At 58.7% G+C, this 23,724-nt stretch carries 19 protein-coding genes; 15 read left to right on the top strand and 4 right to left on the bottom strand.

The window, feature by feature from the left end; all coding sequences use genetic code 11:
* Positions 1-103: 103 nt before the first annotated feature.
* Positions 104-586 (bottom strand): class I SAM-dependent methyltransferase, encoded by a 483-nt coding sequence (locus tag C2U37_RS23715; RefSeq protein WP_104453312.1) that lies wholly within the window; start codon positions 584-586, stop codon positions 104-106.
* 172 nt (positions 587-758) lie between these two features.
* Positions 759-1,394 (bottom strand): TetR family transcriptional regulator, encoded by a 636-nt coding sequence (locus C2U37_RS23710; RefSeq protein WP_010673709.1) that lies wholly within the window; start codon positions 1,392-1,394, stop codon positions 759-761.
* Between the two features lie 154 nt (positions 1,395-1,548).
* Here C2U37_RS23710 and C2U37_RS23705 point away from each other — a divergent pair, with 154 nt between their 5' ends.
* The 7 genes from C2U37_RS23705 (at position 1,549) to C2U37_RS25190 (ending at position 11,236) form a co-directional block, all read left to right on the top strand.
* Positions 1,549-2,730, top strand: a complete 1,182-nt coding sequence (locus C2U37_RS23705; RefSeq protein WP_104453166.1) for an efflux RND transporter periplasmic adaptor subunit — start codon at positions 1,549-1,551, stop codon at positions 2,728-2,730.
* A 17-nt stretch (positions 2,731-2,747) separates the two neighbouring features.
* Positions 2,748-5,897 carry an efflux RND transporter permease subunit gene (locus tag C2U37_RS23700; RefSeq protein ID WP_104453165.1) on the top strand — a complete coding sequence of 1,050 codons (3,150 nt, stop codon included), beginning with the start codon at positions 2,748-2,750 and terminating at the stop codon, positions 5,895-5,897.
* Positions 5,890-7,305, top strand: coding sequence for an efflux transporter outer membrane subunit (locus C2U37_RS23695; RefSeq protein WP_104453164.1), 1,416 nt, complete (start codon positions 5,890-5,892; stop codon positions 7,303-7,305). Before C2U37_RS23700 ends, C2U37_RS23695 begins: the two co-directional genes overlap by 8 nt.
* A 329-nt stretch (positions 7,306-7,634) precedes the next feature.
* Positions 7,635-8,630, top strand: a complete 996-nt coding sequence (locus C2U37_RS23690; protein ID WP_104453163.1) for a sulfate ABC transporter substrate-binding protein — start codon at positions 7,635-7,637, stop codon at positions 8,628-8,630.
* A gap of 446 nt (positions 8,631-9,076) precedes the next feature.
* Positions 9,077-10,435, top strand: a complete 1,359-nt coding sequence (locus C2U37_RS23685) for a tyrosine-type recombinase/integrase (protein ID WP_041204583.1) — start codon at positions 9,077-9,079, stop codon at positions 10,433-10,435.
* 208 nt (positions 10,436-10,643) lie between these two features.
* A complete protein-coding gene (locus tag C2U37_RS25195; protein ID WP_232489834.1) occupies positions 10,644-10,781 on the top strand; it encodes a Fic family protein in 138 nt (45 codons plus the stop codon).
* On the top strand, positions 10,775-11,236 hold the full coding sequence (locus tag C2U37_RS25190; protein WP_232489833.1) for a winged helix-turn-helix transcriptional regulator: 462 nt from the start codon (positions 10,775-10,777) through the stop codon (positions 11,234-11,236). Before C2U37_RS25195 ends, C2U37_RS25190 begins: the two co-directional genes overlap by 7 nt.
* 23 nt (positions 11,237-11,259) lie before the next feature.
* Here the strand turns inward: C2U37_RS25190 and umuC are convergent, their stop codons facing one another.
* Together umuC and umuD are read right to left on the bottom strand one after the other, a co-directional pair.
* Positions 11,260-12,519 carry a translesion error-prone DNA polymerase V subunit UmuC gene (gene umuC / locus C2U37_RS23675; RefSeq protein WP_024941057.1) on the bottom strand — a complete coding sequence of 420 codons (1,260 nt, stop codon included), beginning with the start codon at positions 12,517-12,519 and terminating at the stop codon, positions 11,260-11,262.
* On the bottom strand, positions 12,500-12,943 hold the full coding sequence (gene umuD / locus C2U37_RS23670) for a translesion error-prone DNA polymerase V autoproteolytic subunit (protein ID WP_024941056.1): 444 nt from the start codon (positions 12,941-12,943) through the stop codon (positions 12,500-12,502). The genes umuC and umuD overlap by 20 nt, the downstream gene beginning before the upstream one ends.
* 116 nt (positions 12,944-13,059) lie before the next feature.
* Between umuD and C2U37_RS23665 the strand changes: the two genes are divergently transcribed.
* The 8 genes from C2U37_RS23665 to C2U37_RS23630 all read left to right on the top strand — a co-directional run bounded on the left by C2U37_RS23665 (position 13,060) and on the right by C2U37_RS23630 (position 23,654).
* Entirely contained in the window at positions 13,060-13,248 is a 189-nt protein-coding gene (locus tag C2U37_RS23665; RefSeq protein WP_024941055.1) for a DUF3283 family protein, read from the top strand.
* 146 nt (positions 13,249-13,394) lie between these two features.
* Positions 13,395-13,841 (top strand): hypothetical protein, encoded by a 447-nt coding sequence (locus tag C2U37_RS23660; RefSeq protein WP_043852095.1) that lies wholly within the window; start codon positions 13,395-13,397, stop codon positions 13,839-13,841.
* A 185-nt stretch (positions 13,842-14,026) separates the two neighbouring features.
* Positions 14,027-16,474 (top strand): type I restriction-modification system subunit M, encoded by a 2,448-nt coding sequence (locus C2U37_RS23655; RefSeq protein ID WP_024941053.1) that lies wholly within the window; start codon positions 14,027-14,029, stop codon positions 16,472-16,474.
* On the top strand, positions 16,474-17,802 hold the full coding sequence (locus C2U37_RS23650; protein WP_024941052.1) for a restriction endonuclease subunit S: 1,329 nt from the start codon (positions 16,474-16,476) through the stop codon (positions 17,800-17,802). The genes C2U37_RS23655 and C2U37_RS23650 overlap by 1 nt, the downstream gene beginning before the upstream one ends.
* A gap of 365 nt (positions 17,803-18,167) precedes the next feature.
* The gene (darT, locus tag C2U37_RS23645; protein WP_232489832.1) at positions 18,168-18,674 is read left to right on the top strand and encodes a type II toxin-antitoxin system toxin DNA ADP-ribosyl transferase DarT; all 507 of its coding nucleotides are present in this window, start codon (positions 18,168-18,170) and stop codon (positions 18,672-18,674) included.
* Positions 18,671-19,735, top strand: coding sequence for a type II toxin-antitoxin system antitoxin DNA ADP-ribosyl glycohydrolase DarG (darG, locus tag C2U37_RS23640; protein ID WP_024941051.1), 1,065 nt, complete (start codon positions 18,671-18,673; stop codon positions 19,733-19,735). The genes darT and darG overlap by 4 nt, the downstream gene beginning before the upstream one ends.
* A 74-nt stretch (positions 19,736-19,809) precedes the next feature.
* On the top strand, positions 19,810-22,941 hold the full coding sequence (locus C2U37_RS23635; protein ID WP_104453162.1) for a type I restriction endonuclease subunit R: 3,132 nt from the start codon (positions 19,810-19,812) through the stop codon (positions 22,939-22,941).
* Positions 22,941-23,654 carry a M48 family metallopeptidase gene (locus C2U37_RS23630; protein ID WP_024941049.1) on the top strand — a complete coding sequence of 238 codons (714 nt, stop codon included), beginning with the start codon at positions 22,941-22,943 and terminating at the stop codon, positions 23,652-23,654. Before C2U37_RS23635 ends, C2U37_RS23630 begins: the two co-directional genes overlap by 1 nt.
* Positions 23,655-23,724 lie beyond the last annotated feature (70 nt).

Raw genomic sequence — 23,724 nt, 5'->3', positions numbered from 1 at the left:
ACAAACACCGCATCTTGTCTGCTTTATGGTGGTTAACTCAGGGTTAAATATTGTTAATGGGCTGAATGCCGTGAGGTGTCACTGCCCTCGGGGGGGTCGCGGATCAGCGCCGCACCAGCAAGGCGTGCAGCCAGGGGCCGTTCACCTCATCTTCCCCCACCCAGCCATGGTGCAGGGTGAAGGGGAGGGGAGCGATCAGGCGTCGCAGCCCCGCCTCGTCGAGCCGGGTCTGCAGGGGATATTCCCCCGACCGTGGCAGCGGTTCGCCTTTCCCGTGGGGGAAGGAGGCGTAGAGGGGGCCCCCGGCCTTGAGCAGGGTGGCCAGATGACCGAGCGCCGGGACTATCTCGTGTTCGGGCTGACAGGGGAGGGAGCCGCTGGCCCAGATGCCGTCATAGGGAACGACGCTTTGCATCTGCTCAAAGCGGCAGACTCGCACCGGCTGGCCGCACAGGCGCGAGGCGGCGGCGGCCTGCGCCCGGCTCGCATCGAAGGCGGTCACGGTGAGGCCTTGCTGGCGAAAGAGGCGCAGATCCTCTCCTGCCCCGCAACCGGCCTCCAGCAGATGACGGCCGCTGCCCAGCAGGGCCAGGAAGAGGGCATGGGCGCCTGCCACGAGGGCGGGGCGAGGGGCGGCGTCGTGCGCCGGCGCGGGGGCGTGTGGCAAGGGTGTCGGGCTCATCGTGGTGGGGGGGCGTTACTCTAGCAGGTTTGCCCCCGGCTGTTGAGCATGGGCGGGGGCGGCGCGTCTTGCAGACTCAGGGGTGGCGGCGAAGGGTGGGGCTCGCGATGAGGGTGAACAGGGTATCGAGGAGAAAGTCCGACTCCTCAATCAGATCGATGCGATCCGGGAAGTGCAGCCAGTTGATGATGTAGCCGTCCAGGGTGCAGTGGAGCAGGGTGGCGGCGCGGCGCAGATCCAGCCCCTCGGGCAGTTGGCCGCGACGCACGGCATTGGCCAGGGTGATCTCCAGATCCCGGAAGAAATTCATGGATTGCAGGTGCATGTGCTCGCGCATGACGGCGGCCTCTCCCTCCATGGATTCCAGATTGAACATGATGGTGAACATCTGCTGGTGGGCGGGCTCGGTGCTGATCTTGAGCATCACCTCTTTGAGAAAGCTGCGCAGCTTGCCCAGGGGATCCGGCTCCGCCTCGTCGACGCAGGCATCGAGCTGGTGGGAGAGGGGGGCACACAGCTCCTCCCACAGGGTGACGAACAGCTCTTCTTTATTCTTGAAGTGCCAGTAGATGGCGCCCCGGGTGAGGTCCGTCGCCTTGGCGATATCGGTCAGGCTGGTGCGTGCCAGCCCCTGTTGGCAGAAGAGATCCAGGGCCGTGCTCATGATGTTGCAGCGGGTTTGCTGCGCCTCTTCTTTGGTGCGTCTGGCCATTGACTCCGGTCCTGTTTAAAAGTGAAAAAAGTTTCTTACATACATTCATGAATGTATGTATATTGCCTCATCTTCGCCGTTTTACCAACAGGGGCCTTATAAACCCTGTGGTTTTGTCACTTCTTTTTGATTGAAACTGAGGTTCAGAGACTTGATGCATAAACATATTCTCGCACGTTCGGTCGGCCTTGCCTTGCTGGCAAGCAGCCTGCTGGCTGGCTGTGGTGACAAGGACGGGGCCCAGCAGGCCATGGGGGAGATGCCTCCCGCCGCCGTGGACGTGGTCACCCTCCATACGGCCCCCCTGCAACTGTTGTCCGAGCTCACCGGCCGCACCGCCCCCCTGCGGGTGGCCGAGGTGCGTCCCCAGGTGAACGGCATCATCCTCAAGCGCCTGTTCACCGAGGGGAGCGACGTCAAGGCCGGTCAGCTGCTCTATCAGATTGATCCCGCCGTCTATCAGGCCGAAGTGGCTTCCGCCAAGGCCAACCTCGCCAAGGCCGAGGCCAACGAGCGCAGCGCCCGCCTCAAGGCCCAGCGCTACGCCGAGCTGGTGAAGGTGAAAGCCATCAGCAGCCAGGAGTATGACGACGCCGACGCGGCCTGGAAACAGCAGCTGGCCGAGATCGGGGCCGCCAAGGCCGCATTGCAGACCGCCAACATCAACCTGGCCTACACCCGCATCACGGCCCCCATCAGCGGCCGCATCGGCAAGTCGGCGGTGACCGAGGGTGCCCTGGTCACCGCCCAGCAGGCGGACAGCCTCACCTCCATCTCCCAGCTCGATCCCATGTACGTGGACGTGCGCCAGTCCACCGCCGACCTGCTGCGCCTCAAGCGCCTGGTGGCCGAGGGCAAGCTGACCCAGGGGGAGAAGGACGGGGCCGGTGTCAGCTTCCAGCTGGAAGATGGCAGCCAGTATGGCGAGAAAGGAGCCCTCCAGTTCTCCGACGTGACCGTGGACGAGGCGACCGGCATGGTGACCCTGCGGGTGATCGTGCCCAACCCGGATCAACTGCTGCTGCCCGGCATGTTCATGCGCGCCACCTTGCAGGAGGGCGAGCGCCCGCAAGGCCTGCTGGTGCCCCAGACTGCCGTGACCCGTACCCCCAAGGGCGGTGCCACCGTCATGGTGGTGACGGCGGACAACAAGGTGGAACTGCGTGAAGTGCAGGTCGGCCGCATGTCCGGCGACAGCTGGGTGGTGGAGTCCGGTCTCAAGGCTGGCGAGAAGGTGATCGTCGCCGGTCTGCAGAAAGTCAAACCCGGGGTCGTGGTGGCGCCCACTGAACGTGCCGGTAACAGCGCACAACAGACCCCGGCAACCAAGCAGTAGGATGGAGTAGTCGCCTCATGGCACGTTTTTTCATAGATAGACCCATTTTCGCCTGGGTGATCGCCTTGGTGATCATGCTGGCCGGGGCCATGGCCATCATCGGCCTGCCGGTGGCCCAGTACCCGACCATCGCCCCGCCGGCGGTTGGCATCTCCGCCAGCTACCCGGGGGCCTCCGCCAAGACGGTGGAAGACTCGGTGACCCAGATCATCGAGCAGAACATGACCGGGCTGGATCACCTGCTCTACATGTCGGCGCAATCCGACTCGTCAGGGAACGTCAGCGTGACCCTCACCTTCAAGCCGGGCACGGATCCCGACATCGCCCAGGTGCAGGTGCAAAACAAGCTGCAACAGGCCATGTCGCTCCTGCCCCAAGAGGTGCAGCAACAGGGCGTGCGGGTCCAGAAGACCTCCAGCAGCTTCCTGATGGTGGCCGCCTTCATCTCCACCGATGGCGCCATGACCAACGATGACCTGGCGGACTATGTGGTAGCCAACATCAAGGAGCCCCTGAGCCGTCTGGATGGGGTCGGTGACATCACCTTGTTCGGCAGCCAGTACTCCATGCGCGTCTGGCTCGATCCCCACAAGCTCAACCGGGTGCAGATGACCCCGGCCGACATTCAGGCCGCCATCAAGGCCCAGAACGCCCAGGTTGCCTTCGGCAAGCTGGGGGGGACCCCTGCGGTGAGCGATCAGCAATTTACCGCCACCATCATGGGCCAGACCCGGCTCTCCACCGTGGAGGAGTTCAACAACATCCTGCTGCGGGTGAACCAGGACGGATCCAAGGTCCAGCTCAAGGACGTGGCCCGGGTCGAACTTGCCGGTGAAAACTACGACGCGACCGCGCTCTACAACGGCCAGGCCACCGCCGCCGTCGCCATCAAGCTGGCGACCGGTGCCAACGCCCTGGACACCGCCGAGCACGTGCGGACCAAGCTGGGTGAACTCTCCGAGTACTTCCCGGCCAACATGGAGATCGTCTATCCCTACGACACCACGCCGTTCGTGAAGATCTCCATCGAGGAGGTGGTGCAGACCCTGATCGAGGCGATCTTCCTGGTCTTCTGCGTCATGTATCTGTTCTTGCAGAACTTCCGGGCAACCCTGATTCCGACCATCGCGGTGCCCGTGGTCCTGCTCGGCACCTTCGGGGTGATGGCGGCCTTCGGCTTCTCCATCAACACCCTGACCATGTTCGGTCTGGTGCTCGCCATTGGCCTCTTGGTGGATGACGCCATCGTGGTGGTGGAGAACGTGGAGCGTCTGATGAGCGAGGAGGATCTCTCCCCCCTCGAGGCGACCCGCAAGTCCATGACCCAGATCACCGGCGCCCTGGTGGGCATCGCTCTGGTGCTGTCGGCGGTGTTCGTGCCCATGGCTTTCTTCGGTGGCTCTACCGGTGCCATCTATCGCCAGTTCTCCCTCACCATCGTCTCGGCCATGGTGCTCTCGGTGCTGGTGGCCCTGATCCTGACCCCGGCCCTGTGCGCCACCCTGCTCAAACCCATGAAGCACGGTGAATTCGGCGCCCAGCGCGGTTTCTTCGGCTGGTTCAACCGCTTCTTCGACACCAACGCCAACCGTTACCAGAACGGCGTGCGCAAGGTGATCAAGCAGGGCACCCGCTACGGCATCATCTATCTGGCCATGCTGGCGGTGCTGGCGGTGCTCTTCATGCGCATGCCCACCTCCTTCCTGCCGGAAGAGGATCAGGGGGTCATCATGTCCATGGTGCAGCTCCCGGTGGGGGCGACCAAGGAGCGGACCGAGGTGGTGCTCGGGGAGATGCGCGACTACTTCCTCGAGAACGAGAAGGAGAACGTGGACTCCGTGCTGACGGTGGCGGGCTTCAGCTTCGCCGGTAGCGGTCAGAACAGCGGCATGGCCTTCATCAAGCTCAAGGACTGGAGCGAGCGCAAGGGAGAAGATCGCAGCGCCAATGCCATCATCGGCCGCGCCATGGGGTTCCTGTTCAGCATCAAGGAAGCCCAGGTCTTCGCCTTCAACCTGCCCCCCATTCCGGAACTCGGCACGGCCACCGGCTTCGACTTCTTCCTGCAAGACCGCGGCGGTCTGGGTCACGAGAAGCTGATGCAGGCGCGCAACCAGTTGCTCGGCATGGCGGCGCAGGATCCCAACCTGGTGCGGGTACGCCCGAACGGGATGGAAGACACGCCCCAGCTCGACATCAAGATCGATTACGAGAAGGCGCTGGCCCAGGGGCTCTCCATCACCGACATCAACAACACCCTGTCGGCTGCCTGGGGCTCCTCCTATGTGAACGACTTCGTCGACAGAGGCCGGGTCAAGAAGGTCTATCTGCAGGCAGATGCCCCTTTCCGGATGAACCCGGAAGATCTGAAGCTGTGGTACGTGCGCAATAGCGCGGGCCAGATGGTGCCCTTCTCCGCCTTTGCCAGCACGGAGTGGAGCTTCGGCTCGCCCCGTCTTGAGCGCTACAACGGTGTCTCCGCCATGGAGATCGTCGGTGAGGCGGCCCCGGGCAAGAGTACGGGTGATGCCATGGCGGCCATCGAGGAGATGGTGAAACAGTTGCCGGAAGGGATCGGCATCGAGTGGACCGGCCTCTCCTTCCAGGAGCGTCAGGCAGGCTCCCAGGCGCCGGCCCTGTACGCCATCTCGCTCCTGGTGGTCTTCCTCTGTCTGGCGGCCCTCTACGAGAGCTGGAGCATTCCGTTCTCGGTCATGCTGGTGGTGCCGCTCGGGGTGCTGGGGGCCATTTTGGCCGCGACCCTGCGCGGGCTTGAGAATGACGTCTACTTCCAGGTAGGCCTGCTCACCACGATCGGGCTGTCGGCCAAGAACGCCATCCTCATCGTCGAGTTCGCCAAGGAGCTGCACGACAAGGGGATGAGGCTCGGGGATGCGGTGGTGGAGGCCTCGCGTCAGCGCCTGCGCCCCATCCTGATGACCTCGCTCGCCTTCATCCTGGGGGTACTGCCCCTGGTGATCAGCACCGGGGCGGGCGCCAGCAGCCGAAACGCCATCGGGACCGGCGTTATGGGGGGGATGATCAGTGCCACCGTGCTCGCCATCTTCTTCGTGCCGCTGTTCTTTGTGCTGGTGATGCGCTATTTCACCGAACGCAAGCATGCCGGGGAAGAGAGTGTCCACACCAAGGAGATCAACCATGACTAAGACCCTGATCGCCCTGGGCGTGACCCTGATGATGGGGGGCTGCTCCATGGCCCCCGACTACCAGCGCCCCGAGCTGCCCCAAGGCGCCTCCTGGCAAGCTGACCTGGCCGCCAAGGGGGAACTTGCCCCCTGGCGCCAGCAGTTCCAGGACCCGGCCCTTCAGACGCTGATCGGCACCGCTCTTGAGAGCAACCGGGATCTGCGCCTGGCAGCCCTCAACGTCGAGGCCTACGAGGCGAAATACCGTATCCAGCGGGCGGCCCAGTTGCCGACCCTGGCCGCCAGTGGCAGCGGTACCCGCCAGCAGGGATCCGATGATCTCAGTAGTACGGGGCAGGGCACCATCAGCAGCCAGTACGGCGCCAACATCGGCATCACCGCCTATGAGCTGGATCTGTTTGGCCGGATCCAGAGCCTGAAAGATCAGGCCCTTGAGACCTATCTGGCGCAAATCGACACCCAGCGCAGCACCCAGATTGCGCTGGTGGCCTCGGTGGCCAATGCCTACTTCACCCTGCTGGCGGATCAGGAGTTGCTGGCCCTGAGCCAGGCGACCCTCGCCACCGAGCAGGAGAGCTATGCCCTGACCGAGCACAAATACCGCCTGGGCGCCGCCTCCGAGATGGAGCTGGCCCAGGGGCGCACGGCACTGGAAAACGCCAAGGTCAGCCAGGCGCAATACCAGCGTCTGGTGAAGCAGGACAGAAATGGTCTGGCCCTGCTGCTTGGCACCGATATTCCGGTGCTGGCGGCACAACCGGCCACCCTGGCCGAGGTGAAACTGGCGCCGATCCCGGTGGGGGCTCCCTCCAGCCTGTTGCAGCAACGCCCGGACATCCTGGCGGCGGAGCACAACCTGAAGGCGGCCAACGCCAATATCGGAGCGGCCCGCGCAGCCTTCTTCCCGACCATCTCGCTCACCGCGACGGCGGGCACCGCCAGCAACCAGTTGAGCGGTCTGTTTGACGGCGGCACCGGCACCTGGACCTTCATGCCCCAGATCAATCTGCCCATCTTCGATGGCGGCAAGCGCGTTGCGGATCTGGACGTGGCCGAGGTGGGGACCAGGCAGGCGGTGGCCAGCTACGAGAAGAGCATCCAGACCGCCTTCAAGGAGGTCGCGGACACCCTCGGTGCCCAGGCGGACTACGCGCAGCAACTGCAGGCGCAACAGGCGCTGGTGGATGCCAATCAGACCTACTTCAGGCTGGCGGAGGTGCGTTACGAGCAAGGGGTGGACAGCTACCTGACCCGCCTCGATGCCCAGCGCTCCCTGTTCAGCGCCAAGCAGGGGCTCATCAGCACCCGGCTCGCCCAGCTGAGTAACCAGGTCGCCCTCTACAAGGCCGTCGGTGGCGGCTGGCAGGCGCCGAAGGACGCAGAGCCGGCATCAGACAAACAGGGTTGACCCCTCGGGGTTGACGTAAAAAGCATCAGGGGCGAACCATTAGGTTCGCCCCGTTTTTTATCTGTCATGTCGAGAAGCCAAATTGAGGCAGGTGACAACGGCGCTCCCTGTCCGGGGCAGGGAGCGGGCAGAAGGAGCCCCACGTTCATGGGCGCCGCCCTCGGCAACCATCATGACCCGCCTGGAGGTGACCACCTCATCGCCGTCATCCGTTGCGACGGACCCAGGCGATGCCATTTATCGCATAAGCTGTGCCGTAATTATTCTTTCAAAGAATAAATGGTCGACTCTTATAGTCAGTCACTCGCCCCTCATTCCAAGGATGTGAAATGAAACGACTCGTGCCCGCCACCCTGCTTGTTGCAGGACTGGCTCTCGCCCCGCTGGCCCAGGCGGCCACCCTGCTCAACGCCTCCTATGACGTGATGCGCGATTTTTACAAGGAGTACAACGGAGCCTTCCTGAAGCACTGGCAGGCAGAAGGCGGGGAGCCACTGCAGATCAACATGTCCCACGGCGGATCGAGCAAGCAGGCGCGCGCCGTCATCGACGGCCTGCCCGCCGATGTCATCACCATGAACATGGCCACCGACATCAACGCCCTCGCCGAGCATGGGGGCCTGGTGCCCAAGGGGTGGGCGGATCGCCTGCCGGATCACAGCGCCCCCTTCACCTCGGCCACCGTGTTCATCGTGCGAAAGGGCAACCCCAAGGGGTTGAAGGATTGGCCTGATCTGCTCAAGGAGGGGGTACAGGTCATCGTGCCCAACCCCAAGACCTCGGGGAACGGCCGCTACACCTACCTGTCTGCCTGGGGGTATGTGCTGGAGCAGGGGGGCGATGAAGATGCGGCCAGGGCATTTGTCGGGAAGCTGTTCAAGCAGGTTCCCGTGCTCGACACCGGCGGCCGCGCCGCCACCACCACCTTCATCCAGAACCGGATAGGCGACGTGCTGGTCACCTTCGAGAACGAAGCCGAGATGATTGCCCGGGAGTTCGGTCGTGGCAGCTTCGAGGTGGTCTATCCGAGCGTCACTGCCGTGGCCGAACTGCCGGTGTCAGTGGTGGACAAGGTGGTCGACAAGCAGGGTACCCGCAAGGAGGCCGAAGCCTATCTGGCCTATCTCTGGTCCGACGAAGGCCAACGCATTGCTGCCAGCAACTATCTACGCCCGCGCAACCCGGCGATCCTCGCCGAGTTTGCAGACCGTTTCCCGAACGCCACCTTCCTCGACGTGGTGAAGACCTTCGGCGAGTGGCCTGTGATCCAGCGCACTCACTTCAAGGAGGGCGGGGTGTTCGACCAGATCTATGCCCAGCGCTGAGGGGCCCCGGGATAACGATGCTCACCCAGGTGCAGCCGGGGCGTGGCTGCCTGGCTGCCCTCTCTGATGGTGGGGCCAGGTTGGTGCGTCAGGCTCTGAAAGATGAACAGGACCGTCGCGGATGGTGGTGTCCTGGAAGGGGAGGGTGTTCTGGCGCAGTTACACCGGCGTCTTGGCCCGAGACCCGGGACAAAAGGCACGAAGGGTTGGCCTCGCACTGAGGCCAACCCTTCGTCTGTCTGGTGCCGGTAATAGGAGTCGAACCTACGACCTTCGCATTACGAAGCCCATAATTTGGCGTCCAACACTGTCGAATTAAGTCCAGAGTTGTTTATTAAGCGTTTGATATTATGTGTTTTTATTGGTTTGCTGTATCCAGCGTTGTCCAATGGTGTCTACCTCTATACAATGCTTTTTAAGTACGCGAGCAAGTACGCGAGAATGGCATGATCAAGACTGATAGAGAGTGTAGTGCCCTGACCCCTCCCGAAGGAAAGCTCAGGGTGGTGATGACGGTCTCCAGTGGTGGCAATAAGGGGCTCAGTTTGGAGGCGAGAGCCGGAGCTGCGTCAAAAAGCTGGTTGTATCGCTTCTACATTGCACAGAAACAGCACAAGATGACGCTCGGCAGTTACCCGTCAATGGGATTAGCGCAAGCCAGAGAGGCACACGCTCAAGCTTCACTTCTGGTCAAACAGGGCATCGACCCTCGCCAAGTAGTGGCAGACGCCAAAAAGAAGAACGAGCAAATGCTCACGTTGGATGAGTTGTTCAAACAATGGCTAACCCACAAATCCACGGTCAAACGCCGCAATGGCGTCCAGACCGAGATCAGTCCAAGAACGGCATCCGATTATCGTCGTATCTACCAAGCTCATTTGGAAAAAGATCTTGGTAAGCAGCGTGTCTGCGATATCTCCATGGCGGTCTTACATCGTCATTACCAGAAACTCCAGAGAGTGAGTCTCGAAGGTTTGCGTAAAGCGATGGGGATCATGAACCAAGTGATGGAGGAGGCCATGCGGCGGCAGTTGGTGGAGATAAGCCCAACGCTGGCGCTTAAGCCTAAAATTTATAATGCAACCCCTAATCCACCGAGAGAGCGCTGGCTGCCAGTTGGAGAGTTACGAGCCTTGTGGTTGGCCCTGGAGGAGGGCGTGACAGGCGGTGGTGCTCTGGCGAGCGGAGGGCGCGGTATTGCCGCCAGTACGGTGCTTTCTGGTAGTGTTGCCAATGCTATCAAGATGATTATCCTGACTGCTGTTAGGCGCGGTGAAGTGATATCGATGCAATGGGCGCATCTGGATGGCGATCGCTGGACGATCCCCGAAACCAAGAGCGGGCGTCCCCATGTTGTCACGTTGTCACCATTGGCTCAGACCATCATTGAAGAGCAAAGAATGGTTTGTTCGCTAGTCAGCCCCTATGTCTTCGAATCGAACACAAAGCTCGGTCACTCCATCACTGGCGATGCGTTGATGCGTGCGCTTGATCGGTTACAAAAGCGCAAGATGGGTGAATTTGAATCCTTCAGTGTGCATGACCTTCGCCGCAGCGTTGCTAACTGCTGTGGTATCGAGCTGGGTGCTGGGCCGCTAGAGATCGAGCACATGCTCAACCATCAAATCAGCGACAAGCTGTTACGTACCTATCAGGCTGGGGCGCTGCGTAATCCAGAGAAGTTACGAGCGCTGTTTTTGCGTTGGGGGGAGTATGTTCACCAACATATCGTGCGGCCAGAGTCGGTCGTTCAAACCGAAGTCGTGGGTAACGTGATTCAAGGTAACTTTGGTAAACGGCAATAGTTCATCAAATGAATCTCATTGTGCTTGCTGCCTATGAGGCAATTTCTGATTGGGATCCGGCTTCAGTGGAAGATTTACTTGGTGCTCATTGACTCCTGATGCGTGGACTCTGTGATGATGCAGGTCACTGGCGTAGCGGTGGTGTAGGTATCTATCGAGGCGAGCAGTTAGTGCATATGCCCCCCCTGCGAACCAGGGCCCTCGTCTGATGGAACACCTTTTGACCTGGCTGGCTGAGACCGAGGCTCATCCGCTGATCGCTTCCTGTGCCTTGCATTATGAGTTGGAGTTTATTCATCCTTTTGCGGATGGAAATGGTCGGATGGACGTTTATGGCAGATGGTGATATTGAGTCGCTGGCAGCCTGTCATGGCCTTCTTACCAGTGGAGACGGTGATCAACGCTCGGCAAGATCACTACTATCAGCAGCTAAGTCAGGCTGACAGTCGCAGTGATTGTACCGAGTTCATCCTCTTTTTATTGGAAGCGCTGCGCGATGCGCTGGCCCAGGCGATTGCGGTTCAACCAGCAGCAGTATCACCTCATCAGAAGAAAATGCGGGTAGAAATGAGGGTGGAAACGCAGGTAGAAAAGCGGGTCAAAACACCCCAGGCCATCTTGGCGGAACTGGCGGCTGAGCCGACCATAACTCTCAAGCAAGTTGCAGAGCGGATTGGCAAGTCGACCAGTACAGTGGAGAGAGCTGTGGCCTTGCTTGTCAAAGACGGGCGATTGCGCTTTGTTGGGCCGCGTAAGAGCGGACATTGGGAGGTATTGGATCCTGACGCGTCAACCATCTAGCCCCGCAACTAACAGACTCAGGACTACCTCGCCACCGGCAGGTCCTCCCAGCGGGTGGTGTAACAGGGGCTCAGGTGCGCTTGTCGCATCATCCACTCAGGCGACCCAGTGCCCTGGCTGGCAAAGCCTACGCGCCCCAATCCCTTGGCTTTGATCTGGTCCATCACGGCCATCAGCGCATCCGATTGAGCGGAGGACGGGGCAAACAGATCGGCCTGTTGCTGCCCCTTGGGGGTGAACTCACTCAGCATGACGCCCCCCTTCTGATAGCGGTAACCGTCGCGCCAAATCTGCGGTAGCAGCACGTTCACTTGCTGCAGCAGCAACCGGGTATCATCGCTAGGGCAGACCAGCCGGACGCCAGCCTGCTCACTGTAGTAAGGGGCTCGTTCGTCAAAGGGGCTGGTTCGCACGAACAGGTGCACCCGCTGGCAACACATCCCCTCGGCCCGCAGCTTCTCGGCTGCGCGAGCCATAAAGCCTGACAACGCTTGGGCCATTTCTCCACGGTCAGTCACGCGCTCACCAAAAGAACGGCTCGAGAGGATCTGCTGCTTCGCCACCGGTTCAACGGTCAGCTCTGCGCAAGGCAAGCCACGCAGCTCCTGTACGATCCGCTCGACCACCACGCCGTATTGGGCGCGTAACCCTTTGGCATCGCTAGCCACCAGGTCAGCCACGGTGTTGATGCCTTGTGCCACCAACTTAGCCCCCAAGCGCCGCCCTATGCCCCACACCTCATCCACAGGAGTGATGGCCATCAGCCGGGCACGGCGCAGCTCGTCACGCAAGTCCACGACGCCGCCAGTGGCAGGCCATTTCTTGGCTGCATAGTTGGCCAGCTTGGCGAGGGTCTTGGTGGGGCCGATCCCTACCCCTACCGTTAGGCCGGTCCACTGCCACACTCGCTGCCGGATCTGTTGCCCATAGGCTGTCAGGTCACCGGCAAACGACTCCGACAGTGACAGGAATGCTTCATCGATGGAGTAGACCTCCAGCTCGGGGGCCATGGTCTCCAACGTGCTCATGACCCGGCCAGACATATCGCCATAGAGCGCGTAGTTGGAGCTGAATGCCACACCGCCATGCGCCTCGAACTGCTCGCGGATCTTGAAGTAGGGCCCGGCCATCTTGATACCCATCGCCTTGGCTTCGGGGCTGCGCGACACCACGCATCCATCGTTGTTGGAGAGCACAACGATCGGGCGGCCACGCAGCTCAGGGCGAAACAGCCGCTCACAGCTGGCGTAGAAGTTGTTTACATCAACGAGCGCTATAGCCATCACGCTGTCTCAGATTGCCAATCACATGGGTGACCACTCCGAACAACTCCAGGGAGAGGCTCATACAAGGGTCGATAGGCGCGAACGCCGGATTGGCTGGCAGCAGCCGCAACCTCGGCTTGAGCTGCAAGGTCTTTACCGTGAAGCCGCCATCGAGTAGTGCAATCACCACATCACCATGGCGAGGGGTGAGGCTCTTATCGACCACCAGCAAGTCACCGGGAAAGATGCCGACCCCGGTCATGCTCTCCCCCTCGGCACGCAGATAGAAGGTTGCTGCAGGGTGCGACACGCAGTGGGTGTTGAGGTCCAACTTCCCTTCCAGATAGTCGCTGGCTGGGCTGGGAAAGCCGCAAGAGGCGCGGTGCAAGAACAGCGGGATGGTCACCTCGGCGGGTGATGGGTCTGGGGTTAACAGCTTCATGGTAATAACGCCTGTGTTTATATACAGGCATTATAGCGCGCCACCTTTGAACCAGCGCAAGTCCCGCATGCCACTGATGGCGTACCATGGCGCCAACAAATAACAAAGAGGTCAGTATGAGTCACAATCTGTGTGCCCTACCGAAAGAGCAGCAAGAACGGGTCGAGGTCGAGAAGGCTGCCGCATATGCCGTATGGAAAGAGCGCAACGGTCACTTGGCCAGCGCAGAAAGCGAAGCAAGCCAGCATAAGGGTGAGCTGGGCAGCTACTTTCTTGAGCAAGTGGGTAAATACCAACGAGGTTAATTCTCTCAAGCTGGACTGAACGCGCCTCAGTGGACGTCTTGCCATCACGCATCCGCCTGAAAACACGACATGTTAAAAACCTCAGTATCGAGGCTGAGCGGCTGGCCCGGTATAGTCAATCGAGTTCACGTCAGAGGAGAGATGCAATGAGTCACCAACCCGGCTTTTGGTTAGCGACACGCCAGTGGTCGCTGGCCGCACTGCTGCTGAGCCTAACGCCGCAAGTCGTGTTTGCAGCCGACTGCACCTATCGAAAAGATGCATTGGGCCATACCCGCTATCAATGTGACGATGGCAAGCAGGGCACCTTACGTGAGGATGCGCTTGGCAACATCAAAGACTCGGGAACCGGAACGACCTGGCGTAAGGACGCGCTCGGCAATCTTAAGAGGAGCGATGGCACTACCTATCGGCAAGACGCGCTGGGCAATATTCGCGGCAGCAATGCCAAAACCGGTGAACGGGTGACATGGCGTGAAGATGCACTTGGTCAGTTGCGTGCATCTGATGGCACCGTCTGTCGAACCAACGCGCTGGGGCAACTCAAATGCCGTGGCGAGAGCACACCGCCGGCCTTGCTGGAAGGCAAATGATGGCTTTTGCAGCAAACGATCTGCCTATCCGTCACTGATGTGATATCCACCATGGTTGCCACGGGGTCAAGTGGGTAAACTCGTTGGCAATCTCTGGCGTGCTCACCCGTATGGGTGCAAACAATCGCCTCTTTTCGTTTTCCATGCGCCCTTGGCGCAAACTGACTCTTATTGGAACCCTTTCCATGGCTATCAAGAAAAACGAACTCTACTCCTCCCTGTGGGCCAGTTGCGATGAACTGCGCGGTGGCATGGACGCCTCCCAGTACAAGGACTATGTGCTGACCCTGCTGTTTGTGAAGTACGTTTCCGACAAGGCCAAGGGCAACCCCTACGCCATGATTGAGGTGCCGCAAGGGGCCAGCTTTGACGACATGGTGGCGCGCAAGGGCGACAAGAATATCGGCGAGGCGATCAACCTCACCATCTCGGCGCTGGCCGAAGCCAATGATCTCAAGGGCGTGATCGACATCGCCGATTTCAATGATGAAGACAAGCTGGGCAAGGGCAAGGAGATGATCGACCGCCTGACCAAGCTGATCGGCATCTTTGAGGGGCTGGATCTCTCCGCCAACCGCACCGAGGGTGATGATCTGCTAGGTGATGCCTACGAATACCTGATGCGCCACTTTGCCACCGAGTCGGGTAAGTCCAAGGGGCAGTTCTATACCCCGGCCGAGGTGTCGCGCATTCTAGCCAAGGTGATCGGCATCAGCCGCCAGACACCGCAAAATGCCACCGTCTACGACCCCACCTGTGGCTCCGGCTCTTTGCTGCTCAAGGCCAGTGACGAGGCTGGCCCCAAGGGGCTCACCATCTACGGTCAGGAGATGGATAACGCCACCAGCGCCCTGGCGCGCATGAACATGATCCTGCACGACAATCCGACCGCCAAGATCTGGAAGGGCAATACCCTGGCCGCGCCCCAGTGGAAGGAGGGCAACAACCAGCTCAAGAGCTTCGACTTTGCCGTGGCCAACCCGCCGTTTTCCAACAAGAACTGGACCAGCGGTCTGGATGCCGAGCACGATGAGTTTGGCCGCTTTGTCTGGGGCATACCGCCGGAGAAAAATGGCGATTACGCCTTCTTGCTGCACATCATCAAGAGCCTCAACAGCCGTGGCAAGGGGGCGGTGATCCTGCCCCACGGCGTGCTGTTTCGCGGCAATGCCGAGGCGCGCATCCGCGAGAATCTGCTCAAACAAGGCTTTATCAAGGGCATTATCGGCCTGCCTGCCAACCTCTTCTACGGCACCGGCATTCCGGCCTGCATCATCGTCATCGACAAGGAGACGGCGCACCAGCGCGCCATCCAGGCCAACGGCTATACCAGTCAGAGCCTGTTTATGATCGATGCCAGTAAAGGCTTTATCAAAGATGGCAACAAGAACCGGCTGCGCGAGCAGGACATCCACAAGATCGTCGATACCTTTACCCGTGAGCAGGTAATTCCCCGTTACAGCCGCGCCGTGCCGCTCTCCGAGATCGCCGCCAACGACTACAACCTGAATATTCCGCGCTATATCGATGCCAGCGAGGCCGAAGATCTGCACGATCTGGCCGCCCACCTTAAAGGCGGCATTCCCAATCGGGATATCGACGCCCTGGGCGCTTACTGGCAGGTGTTCCCGACCCTGCGGGCCGATCTGTTTGCTCCGGCCCATGCCGGTTATAGCCATGGGTTGGTGGATGCCGCCAAGGTCAAGGGCACCATACTGGCGCACCCCGAGTTTGTCCGTTTTGCATCTGCTTCACTCGAACCCTTCTCGCGCTGGTTTACCGAGTGCCACCTGCCGGAGATAAAGCCGGGCGAATCGCCCAAGGCATTGATTGAGGAGATCAGCGAATCGCTGCTCGCCGCCTATGCGCCGCTGCCGCTGCTGGATAACTACGATATCTACCAGCTGCTGCTGGACTACTGGCACGCCGTGATGCAGGACGATGTCTATGTGCTCTGCCAGGATGGCTGGGCGGCGGGCAAGGTGCTGCGCGAGCTTAAAGTCGACAAGGGCGAAAAGCTTAAAGAGACGCCGGATCTGGTGCTGGGCAAGAGCAAATACAAGGCCGAGCTGCTGCCGCCAGCCTTGCTGGTGGCCCGCTTCTTTAGCGATGAGCAGGCTGACATCGACGCCCTGCAGGCCGCCGCGGATGAGGCAAGCCAAGCCTTGGAAAGCTATCTGGAAGAGCAGGGCGGCGAGGAGGGGCTGCTGAGTGACGCCGCCAACGACGCAGGCAAGATCAACGCCGCCAGCCTGAAGGCGCGGCTCAAGCAGGCCAGCGATGCCGATGAAAAATCGGCGCTAAAAACCGCCATCAAGCTGTTCGAAGCCGAAAGCAGTGCTAAAAAGGCGGTAAAAGAAGCACAAGAGGCGCTGGATCGGACGGTGGTTGCCCGTTACCCCAAGCTGACAGAGAGTGAGATCAAGCAACTGCTGGTGGAGGATAAGTGGCGCGCCAGCTTGCAAGCGGCCATCGAGGCGGAGATTGAGCGCATCACCCAGCAACTGGCCAACCGCGTCAAAGAGTTGGAGGAGCGCTACAGCGCCACCCTGCCACAACTGACCCAGCAGGTCGCCGCTCTGGAGGCCAAGGTGGCCGCCCATTTGAAGAGCATGGGGTTGGAGTGGGCATAATGGCAGAGCAGATGATGCAGGAGACAGCAGGCAAGGCGATCCCGGCGGGCTATAAGCAGACCGAGGTGGGGGTTATTCCCGAGGATTGGAGTTTTTATCGGCTTGGTGACCTTGAACCATATATTACAAGTGGTTCCAGAGGGTGGGCTAAATTTTACTCAAAGCATGGTGATGTTTTCGTCAGGATCACGAACATGTCTAGAGAGTCTATATATTTAGACTTGAAAGATATTTGTTATGTAATGATTGATGCTGCTTCATCAGAAGGAAAACGTACATCTCTCGAAGAAGGAGATGTTCTTGTTTCAATCACAGCAGATATAGGGATTTGCTCCTATATAGATTCATCTTTAGATAAGCCTGCCTTTATTAACCAACATATTGCATTGATTCGTTTTAATCATGCCAAGATTAATTCGAAGTTTATAGCCTATTATTTATCATCTCATCAAATACAAAAATTATTCAAAGGTTCAACTGATCAAGGGGCAAAAGCAGGAATGAACCTTGATGCTGTCAGAATGATTAAGACTGCTTTGCCAACGTTACAAGAACAAACCGCCATTGCCAATGTGCTGTCGGATAGCGATGCGCTGATCGATGCGCTGGAGCAGCTGATCGCCAAGAAGCAGGCCATCAAGAGCGCCACCATGCAGCAACTGCTGACCGGCCGCACCCGCCTACCCGCCTTCGCCCTGCGCCCCGATGGCACCCCCAAAGGCTATAAACCCAGCGAACTGGGAGAAATCCCGGAGGATTGGGAGGTTGTGTCACTTGGAGATGCGAGCCAATTTATTAATGGTCGAGCTTACGCTTTACACGAATGGGAATCGTCCGGAGTACCCGTCATTAGATTGCAAAATCTGACTGGGAGGGGAGATGAATATTATTATTCAAATTTGCAACTTCCAGAAAGGCAGTATTGCGATTTTGGAGACCTTCTATTTATGTGGTCGGCAACATTTGGACCCGTAATATGGAAAGGAAGCAAGGCTATTTATCATTATCACATTTGGAAAATTGAATGTAAGAGTGGCAATAATAAAGCATTCTTGTTCTATTTGCTGGGTGATATGACTGAGAGGTTAAAGAATAGTTCTTCGAGTGGCGGCACAATGTTGCATGTCACAAAGGAGAAAATGGAGTCAACAAAATCCATTTTCCCATCGATTGAAGAACAAACCGCCATCGCCACTATTTTATCCGATATGGATAACGAGCTGCAGGCGTTAACCCAAAAGCTGGAGAAGGCCCGCGCCCTGAAGCAAGGCATGATGCAGCAACTGCTGACCGGCAAAATTCGCCTGCCGCTGGCGGTGGGGGCATAGACGGGGGCATGAGTGCAGCCCAACCAGATGACCACCTCTGCCGCTGTCTCTTATACACCTCTCTGGTCGATTGGTGAGATAAATGCCGAAAAGCTTCGAACAGCTCCTCCCCCTGCAAAGGGGGAGGTTGGGAGGGGGTGGCTTTTGATGTTTCACAAGCTAAAAAGCAAACCCCACCCCAACCCTCCCCTTGAAAAAAGGGGAGGGAGCCTCAGCTTCCCTAGATATCTCATTAAAGGGATGGGAGTTGTGTATAAGAGTTAGCCTCTGCCGCGAGTCTGGCCACCGAGCCCACCCGGCCGCAGATTTGCTTGAGCGTTGCTTGACCGTTGTTTGACTGGGGTGGTTGTTAATTGGCGCGATAGATGTTTATCTATCTGAAAATAAAGAGATACTTTTATTGTGAGTTGTTTGATGGCGTGCACAGCGGCCACCCGATTTTTGTATGCGGATGGGGTCATTCGCCCATGCTCAGCAATATTCACTCAGGGCGCGGTGTTCCCTGGCGTGACAATGATGAAATCCTGATCCTGGTTTCCAGCCTGCATCGCATGGCTGAACTGGGGCTACCGTTTGTGTTTACCGATAGCCATGCCTATTACCAGTGGGCCAATTTCTATGCCGATCTTGGCGATCTGGGGCGGATTGACTGGCCACTGTTGCAGTGCCGTGATTTCAAGCGTGATGCGGACGATTTGAGCAAGCTGGAACGCTATCAGGCCGAGGCCTTGCTCCATCAACATTGCCCCATCGAGGCGTTGCTGGGTGTGGTGTGTTACAACGAAGAGATAAAGAACCGCGTGGAACAATGCATGAATCGTGTGGGGGTCGCGCGCCCCGTCTATGTCCGTGATGGGTGGTATTTCAGATGATTCGATATACAACAGGCAATCTGCTGGATGCTCCGGTGGAAGCGCTGGTGAATACCGTCAACACCGTCGGTGTCATGGGCAAGGGGATCGCCTTGATGTTCAAGGAGCGGTTCCCGGCCAATATGCGCGCCTATGCCGAGGCGTGCAAACAGGGTGATGTCGTCACCGGCAAGATGTTTATTACCCAGACGGGTGAGCTGCTGGGGCCGCGCTGGATCGTCAACTTTCCGACCAAGCAGCACTGGCGCAATCCGGCACAGATGGCGTGGATCCAGGAGGGTTTGCAGGATCTGCGGGCCTGGTTACAGGCGCAGCAGGTCTCTTCGATTGCCATTCCGCCGCTGGGGGCTGGCAACGGTGGTCTGCCTTGGCCTGAGGTCAAACAGGCGATCGAAACGGCACTGGGCGATCTGGATATCGATATCCTGCTCTATGAGCCCAGTCGCCAATACCAAAATGTGGCCAAGCGCGGCGGGGTGGCGGAGCTGACTCCGGCTCGGGCCCTGATTGCTGAACTGGTACGTCGCTACTGGTTTTTAGGGATGGAGTGCAGCTTGCTGGAGATCCAGAAACTAGCCTGGTTTCTGGCGCGGGTCATTGGCCGCAACCCGCTGGGGGATCCGTTGCAGTTGCAGTTTAAGGCCCATCGTTATGGCCCTTATGCCAACAATCTGACCCATCTGCTCAATGCGATGGACGGCAGTTATCTGCAGTCCGACAAGCGCATCCCGGATAGCAAGCCGTTTGATGTCATCTGGTTTAATGAGGCGAAAAAACAAGAGCTTGCCGTTTATCTCCAGACCGAGGCCAAAGCATTTTTACCGATACTGGAGCAGACGACCGCGTTAATCGATGGTTTTGAGTCGCCCTATGGCATGGAGTTATTGGCCACGGTCGATTGGTTGATAGCCGAAGAGGGCTGTGCGCCGACGCTGAGCGCGCTGCGAGAGGGGTTGCATCGCTGGCCAGCGGGAACCCCGTGGGGTGAGCGCAAGGCGCGGCTGTTTGATGATCGCAGTCTGCAGATCGCCTTGACCCGTTTGCAGCAGGGATTGGTGTAACGAAGTGGGTATAACGAATAGCAGCGGCTGCGCGGTTGTCGCGGCGGCTTGAGAGAATAACAGGGATAGAGAGCATGATTTCAGTCGGCCAACGGGAGCGGGCAACCCAGAACCGCGTCATCAAGTTATTTCAAGCGGAGCTGGGCTATCGCTATCTGGGGGATTGGCATACACGGGAGAACAACCGCAATGTCGAGCCGGAGCTGCTGACCGCTTGGCTGGTGGGGCGTGGAGTGGACGCGGCGCTGATCCCTAAGGTTCTCAGGCAACTGGATCGGGCGGCGAGCCTGGGCGAAGGGCGCCTCCTCTATGATGCCAACAAGGAGGTCTATCGCCTGCTTCGTTATGGCGTGAAAGAAAAAGTCGGGGCAGGCGAGCAGAACCAGACTGTCTGGTTGATCGACTGGGCCAATCCGCAGGCCAACGACTTTGCCATAGCCGAAGAGGTGACGGTCAAAGGCGAGCATAAGAAACGGCCGGATCTGGTGCTCTATGTCAACGGCATTGCCCTTGGCGTCATTGAACTCAAGCGATCCACTGTCTCTGTCTCTGAAGGTATCCACCAGAACCTGGATAACCAGAAGAAGGATTTTATCCGTAACTTCTTCACCACCATGCAGTTGGTGATGGCGGGCAACGACACCCAAGGGGTGCGCTACGGCACTATCGAAACCCACGAGAAATACTATCTGGAGTGGAAAGAGCCAGCCGATCCAATCCATTCCGACCATGTCGATCTGCCGGGTGCCAATCTGCTGGACCAGCATCTGACGCAGTTGTGCAGTAAGGCGCGCTTTCTGGAGCTGATCCACGACTTTATCGTGTTTGATGCGGGCACCAAGAAAACCTGCCGCCATAACCAGTATTTCGGCATCCGTGCCGCCAAGGCTTATATCCGCCGCCGGGATGGCGGCATCATCTGGCACACCCAAGGCAGCGGCAAGAGCCTGACCATGGTCTGGCTGGCCAAGTGGATCCGCGAAAATGTGACCGACAGCCGTGTGCTTATCATCACCGACCGCACTGAACTCGATGAGCAGATCGAGAAGGTATTCAGTGGGGTGGAAGAGGAGATCCTGCGCACCAAAAGCGGTGCCGATCTGGTGACCCGTCTGCATGCCCATAACCCTTGGCTTATCTGCTCGCTGGTACACAAGTTCGGTCGCACGCCTGAAGGCGAGTCGGATGACGAAGATGATGGCAGCTCGGATGACTTTATTGCTGATATGCGCCGCAGTTTGCCCTCGGACTTCAGCCCCAAGGGGCAGCTGTTTGTGTTTGTCGATGAGTGTCACCGCACCCAGTCTGGCAAGTTGCATGGGGCTATGAAGAGCCTGTTGCCGGAGGCGCTGTTTATCGGTTTTACCGGCACGCCGCTGATGAAGTTGGACAAGAAAAAATCCATCGAAATATTCGGCCCTTACATTCACACCTACAAGTTCAACGAGGCGGTGAGTGATGGCGTGGTGCTGGATCTGCGCTACGAGGCGCGGGATATCGATCAGCGGGTCAAATCTCAGAAAAAAGTGGATGAGTGGTTCGATACCAAGACCAAGGATCTCTCGCGGCTGGGCAAGCAGCAGCTTAAACAGAAGTGGGCCTCAATGCAGAAGCTGCTCTCCAGTCGTTCGCGGCTGGAGCAGATAGTGGCCGATATTCTGCTCGACTTCGAGCGCAAGCCCCGGCTGGCCGATGGTCGTGGCAATGCCATGCTGGTCTGCGCCAGCGTCTATCAAGCGTGCAAAAGTTACGAGATGTTCAGCCAGGCCGGTTTTGCTGGCAAGTGCGCCATCGTCACCAGTTACCAACCCAATGCCAGCGAGATCAAGGGCGAGGAGACGGGCGAGGGGCTGACGGAGAAGCTGGCCAAGTACAACATCTATCGCAAGATGCTGGCCGACTATTTCGAGCAGCCGGAGGATGAGGCGGCTAAGCGGGTCGAAGAGTTTGAAAAACTGGTCAAGCAGCGTTTTATCAAAGAGCCGGGCCAGATGCGGCTGCTCATTGTCGTGGATAAGCTGCTGACCGGTTTTGATGCCCCCTCTGCCACCTACCTCTATATCGACAAGAAGATGGCTGATCACAACCTGTTCCAAGCCATCTGTCGGGTGAATCGGCTGGATGGTGACGACAAGGAGTACGGCTACATCATCGATTACAAAGACCTGTTCAAGTCGCTGGAGAAGACGGTCAACGACTATACGGCCGAGGCCTTCGCGGGTTATGACAAAGAGGATGTGGCCGGGCTGCTCAAGGATCGACTGGCCCAGGCCAAAGAGGATCTGGATAACGCTCTGGAAGCCGTCCGTGCCTTGTGTGAGCCGGTGAAGGCGCCCAAGTCGCAACTCGATTATCAGCATTATTTCTGTTGTGAGCCGGGAGCCGATGAAGAGACGTTGAGCGAGAAAGAGGCATTGCGGCTGACCCTCTATCAGTTGGTGGCCAAGTTGATCCGCGCCTTTACCAATCTGGCGGGTGAGCTGGAGGAGGCGGGTTACAGCGCCTCGCAGGCCGCCTCGATCAAGCAGGAGGTCGAACACTTCGCCAAGGTCCGGGATGAGATCAAGCTGGCCAGTGGTGATCTGGTGGATATGAAGCAGTTCGAGCCGGGCATGCGCCAGATGCTGGATCTGTGGGTGGATGCCGACCCCAGCGAGACGCTGATGGACTTTGAGGAGCTGGGGCTGCTGGAGCTCATTATCCAGCGCGGCCCCGAGGCGCTGGATGGGTTGCCCAAGGAGATGCGCGACAATCAGAAGTCGATGGCCGAGGCGATTGAAAACAACGTGCGCCGGACCATCGTCGATGAGAACCCGGTCAACCCCAAATACTACGAGAGGATGTCGATGCTGCTCGATGAGCTGATCGATCTGCGCCGCCAGCAGGCCATCTCCTATCAGGAGTATCTGGAAAAGGTCCGCGAGCTGGCCAAGCAGGTGAAATATCCACAGAGCCATAGCCAGAGCGCCTACCCAGAGAGCATAGACACGGCAGCCAAACGGGCACTCTATGACAATCTGGGCAAGGATGAGCTGCTGGTGGCCAGGATTGATACCGCCGTGCGTTATACCAAGAAGGCCGATTGGTATGGCGATCGCTTCAAGGAGCGGGAGATCGCGTTTGCCATTGCCGAAGAAACCAAGGGATACGATGTGACCGTTGCCGAGGTGATGGAGCTGGTGAAAGCGCAGCAGGAGTACCACTGATGCCCCTGATCACCATTGGTGAGCTCACGCTGGAGTTGCAGCATAAGGGGATCAAGAACCTGCACATCAATGTGCTGCCCCCTGATGGTCGCGTGCGCGTCTCGGCCCCGGCGTCGCTGTCACAGACGGCCATCAGAATGGCCGTGGTCAGACGCTTGCCGTGGATCCGGCAGCAACAGGCCCACTTTCAGGCGCAGCCACGTCAGAGCGAGCGCCAGATGTGCAGCGGCGAGACGCACTACCTTTGGGGACGGGGCTATCGATTGGAGGTGATCCCGGTTGAGGGAGCGCACAGCGTCAAGCTACAAGGGGGGTGGATCCGGATGCGGGTTCCCGCTCATTATGACGCCGCGAAGCGAGAAGCCTTGTTACTGGGCTGGTATCGCCAATTGCTGCGCCACCGGTTGCCGATATTGATTGCCAAGTGGCAGGCCTTGCTCAACGTCACCCCTTCGTTTGTCGGTATCAAACGGATGAAGACCATGTGGGGGAGCTGCAAAACGGATACGGCCCGCATCTGGATTAACCTCGAACTAGTCAAGAAGCCCCCTGAATGCCTGGAATTTATTGTGGTTCATGAACTGGTGCATCTGTTAGAACGCAAACATAACCAGCGATTTATCACACTGATGGATACCCATCTGCCCAACTGGCGCGAGCATCGCGAGAAGCTCAACAAGATGCCGCTGGCATTTAACCGGTGGGGGTATTAGGGAAAAGTAGTTAGGTAAGTTTGTGGTATGGTGCCGGCAAAACCAGATTGACGCGGCTCATCTGTTGAGC

It is taken from the genome of Aeromonas sp. ASNIH1 (assembly GCF_002934285.1).
In the GTDB taxonomy this organism is placed as follows: domain Bacteria; phylum Pseudomonadota; class Gammaproteobacteria; order Enterobacterales; family Aeromonadaceae; genus Aeromonas; species Aeromonas caviae.
The sequence above is the reverse complement of the archived record's forward strand: the minus strand, read 5'-3'. Positions and strand labels throughout refer to the sequence as shown.